This is a genomic window from Vibrio sp. HI00D65 (genome assembly GCF_001635455.1).
Taxonomy (GTDB): domain Bacteria; phylum Pseudomonadota; class Gammaproteobacteria; order Enterobacterales; family Vibrionaceae; genus Vibrio.
This window is the reverse complement of record NZ_LWEH01000301.1, coordinates 1-2,829: the sequence shown is the minus strand read 5'-3', so window position 1 is coordinate 2,829 and position 2,829 is coordinate 1. Positions and strand designations below refer to the sequence as shown.

General features: G+C 44.5%; 3 protein-coding genes and 2 pseudogenes. 3 read left to right on the top strand and 2 right to left on the bottom strand.

The genetic code is table 11. The features are described 5' to 3' along the window. Positions 1 to 103: 103 nt before the first annotated feature. The 3 genes and pseudogenes from A3712_RS19265 to A3712_RS19255 all read left to right on the top strand — a co-directional run. Positions 104 to 622: pseudogene (locus A3712_RS19265) on the top strand (lysoplasmalogenase); the annotation flags it as partial. Positions 623 to 712: 90 nt separating this feature from the next. Further along, a pseudogene (locus tag A3712_RS19260) lies at positions 713 to 957 on the top strand (YecH family metal-binding protein). Between the two features lie 171 nt (positions 958 to 1,128). Further along, complete coding sequence (locus A3712_RS19255) at positions 1,129 to 1,713, top strand: YhgN family NAAT transporter (RefSeq protein WP_004740522.1); 585 nt, start codon at positions 1,129 to 1,131, stop codon at positions 1,711 to 1,713. 79 nt (positions 1,714 to 1,792) lie between these two features. Here A3712_RS19255 and A3712_RS19250 read toward each other — a convergent pair whose 3' ends face one another. Together A3712_RS19250 and rsmD are read right to left on the bottom strand one after the other, a co-directional pair. Further along, on the bottom strand, positions 1,793 to 2,059 hold the full coding sequence (locus A3712_RS19250; protein ID WP_004740523.1) for a DUF1145 domain-containing protein: 267 nt from the start codon (positions 2,057 to 2,059) through the stop codon (positions 1,793 to 1,795). Positions 2,060 to 2,069: 10 nt separating this feature from the next. Continuing rightward, a complete protein-coding gene (gene rsmD, locus A3712_RS19245) occupies positions 2,070 to 2,672 on the bottom strand; it encodes a 16S rRNA (guanine(966)-N(2))-methyltransferase RsmD (RefSeq protein ID WP_063524701.1) in 603 nt (200 codons plus the stop codon). Positions 2,673 to 2,829 lie beyond the last annotated feature (157 nt).

The following is a 2,829-nucleotide window of genomic DNA, read 5'->3' as shown; positions in this document are numbered from 1 at the left end:
ACAAAGGTAAATAACTTATACGATAAGGCCTGACCGATATGTCCTTGTTTCGTTCCTGTTACTGCTCCGATACCAGATAAGGAAACCGCTAACCAACTCCNNNGTANTATTAGCGATCATTGCTTTAACTCAGTCTGTTGTTGCTGATTATACGTATTGGGTCGTTGCTGGCCTGGCGATCTCGGCGATCGCAGATGTATTTCACACCCTCACTCAAAAACGTCCCCTATATTTTGTTTGCTTTCTGCTAGCTCAACTTTGTTATAGCAAAGCCTTTTGGTTGCAGTTGTCTGGAGAAATGGTCTGGTGGTTGTTCGCCTTACTCTTAGCTGCTTGTGTGGTGGCTTTCTTCTTGCTGCTACCACGTTTAGATAAACTTGTCTTTCCTGTTGTGATTATGGGGATTGTGCTTATTCAGCTAACTTGGGCTTCTGGTGAGGTTTGGTTACTTGACCCTAAGTTATCGCACGCGGTTGGATTTGCAGGTTGTAGCGTATTGCTGCTCTCGGCACTGGCGTATGCACTTAACTGTTACCGCAGCCCGATCAAAAGTGCGTACTTTTGGGTAACGGGCAGTTACTTTCTCGCCCATGCGCTTATCGTCGCCTCTCTGACCATTTAGGGTAGAGCGTCTCCTAGCCTGAGCTATATCAAGGCAGCTTTGCTCAAACTCGGTACTCTACGTGTAATTCATTAAACATGAGATTGAGTTATGACTACCGAAATTCACGCACACAACGTTTTAAACTTGCTTAGTGAAAAGCCTCTGACTCGAGAAGCGCTGGCACAAGAACTGGCTCAGATGTATGGCACTGAAGCTCGTTTCCATACTTGTAAGCTAGTAAGCTAAATGGTCTCGATCTGGATGATTTGCTGAAGTTTTTCCTGAAGATGGAAAAGGTCGTGCTTGTCGATGGCAAGCTGTGCACCAATCGTGAGCGTGTGTGTAATCACTAATCTTGAGTGATTTGAGAGTGGATGTATTTGTGGTATTCGCTCTTTCTATTCTTTCCTGTTTGTTCTCGTTTACGTGCTGCAATGATATAAGTTAGTCTGCTGATGACTGCGTTCGAAAATCAATGTTGAGGCTGCTATACTCCGCGCACCTTCGCTTTTCGAGACAAACTTATGGAAATCTTATCTGCAGCTACCATGCTGTTTCTTATCATGGACCCGCTTGGCAATCTGCCAATCGTGCTCTCTATCCTTAAGCATATTGATCCGAAGCGCCGCCGTATTGTTCTGATTCGTGAGCTGATGTTTGCACTGGTTATCTTGCTGTTGTTCTTGTTTGCAGGTCAAAGCATCATGAACTTCCTGCACGTACAGCCTGAAACCCTGAGCATCTCTGGCGGTATCATTCTATTTATCATCGCGATTAAGATGATTTTCCCGAGCGCTGGCAGTATTACAGGGCTTGCTGCAGGTGAAGAGCCGTTTATCGTGCCGATGGCGATCCCTATGATTGCTGGTCCATCTGTCATTGCTGCATTGATTCTTCTTGCGACACAATACCCAGACAATATGCTCGAGCTTTCAGCCGCTGTAATGCTGGCGTGGGGCGCTACCTTCTTCATTCTGATGTTTAATGGCTTCTTCTTGCGTGTATTGGGTGAGAGAGGGCTGAAAGCGATCGAGCGCCTTATGGGTTTATTACTTGTTATGCTGTCGACTCAGATGTTCTTAGATGGTGTGAAGGGCTACATGGCTTAGTGTTTCTACCATCATTGAATAAAAAACGCCGCTCAACTGAGCGGCGTTTTGGTATCTGTTTCGTGGTAACAGCTTTTGATTACATCATGTACTTACGACGGATATCGAGTAGGGCGAAGATTCCAAAAATTAGAATGGACCATTTTTCCCAACGCGTCATTTCGATTTTATCGCCGAACGCACCGATAAAGATCAGCATCTGTAAGCCGTGCATAAAAAACAAGAACGCTGTCATGATGTAAAGCGCAATTGCGGCATTACCAGGGAACGGATGGAAAATGTTGACGATCAACACAAACCATACGAAGGCGATAGCGGCTTTAGCTAATGGAAGCAAGATATTCATTCAATCATTCCTATTCTTCAGTGATTCGGTTGAACAGTCGGTAGCTCGACTGGCCAGTTGTCTTATCGCGGTGCAGCTCCCAGTTTTCTGGCATCGCTTCTAGCTTGAGTTCTTTCTCTGTTTCGACGTAAATAATCGCGTCGTCCGCAAGCCAGCCATTACTCTCAAGTAGCTGTATCGTTTCTGCTAGCAATCCTTTACGAAATGGTGGATCGAGGAATACCACATCGTAAGGTGTGCCTGGCTTCTTTAGGAAAGAGATAGCATCAGTATTTACCACATTGATGTTGCCTGCTTTGAGCTCTTTAGCATTATCAGAAAGCTGCTTAGCGGCATTTTGATTCATTTCGAGCAGTGTCACCATTTTTGCTTGGCGAGACGCAGCTTCAAAGCCTAAACCACCAGAACCTGCAAATACGTCTAAGCAGGTCGAATTTGGGATATCTTGTGCAACCCAGTTAAAGAGTGTCTCTTTTACTCGGTCAATGGTTGGGCGTAAGCCTTCTAAATCATGAACGGGCAGCTTTCTGCCTCTCCATGAACCACTAATAATTCGAACAAAGCCACCGGAAGGCTTTTTTTGTGATGTGTTTTGCTGGCGACGTCTTACCATAGATTTTTTGACCGCTAATAAAGTGATACTATACGAGCCCAATTTAAGTTGGTTCGAGTATTAAATAAATTTGCAATGACAAAGTGTATCAAGCTAAAAGCAAACTTATCACTGCTTTGTCATTTTTCTTTACTATTCGTTTGTACAAGCTTGTATT

Bases quoted from the DNA above. Each gene is read 5' to 3' on its own strand.
- A3712_RS19255 (WP_004740522.1), top strand. From the start codon at position 1,129: ATGGAAATCTTATCTGCAGCTACCATGCTGTTTCTTATCATGGACCCG.
- A3712_RS19250 (WP_004740523.1), bottom strand. From the start codon at position 2,059: ATGAATATCTTGCTTCCATTAGCTAAAGCCGCTATCGCCTTCGTATGG.
- rsmD (WP_063524701.1), bottom strand. From the start codon at position 2,672: ATGGTAAGACGTCGCCAGCAAAACACATCACAAAAAAAGCCTTCCGGT.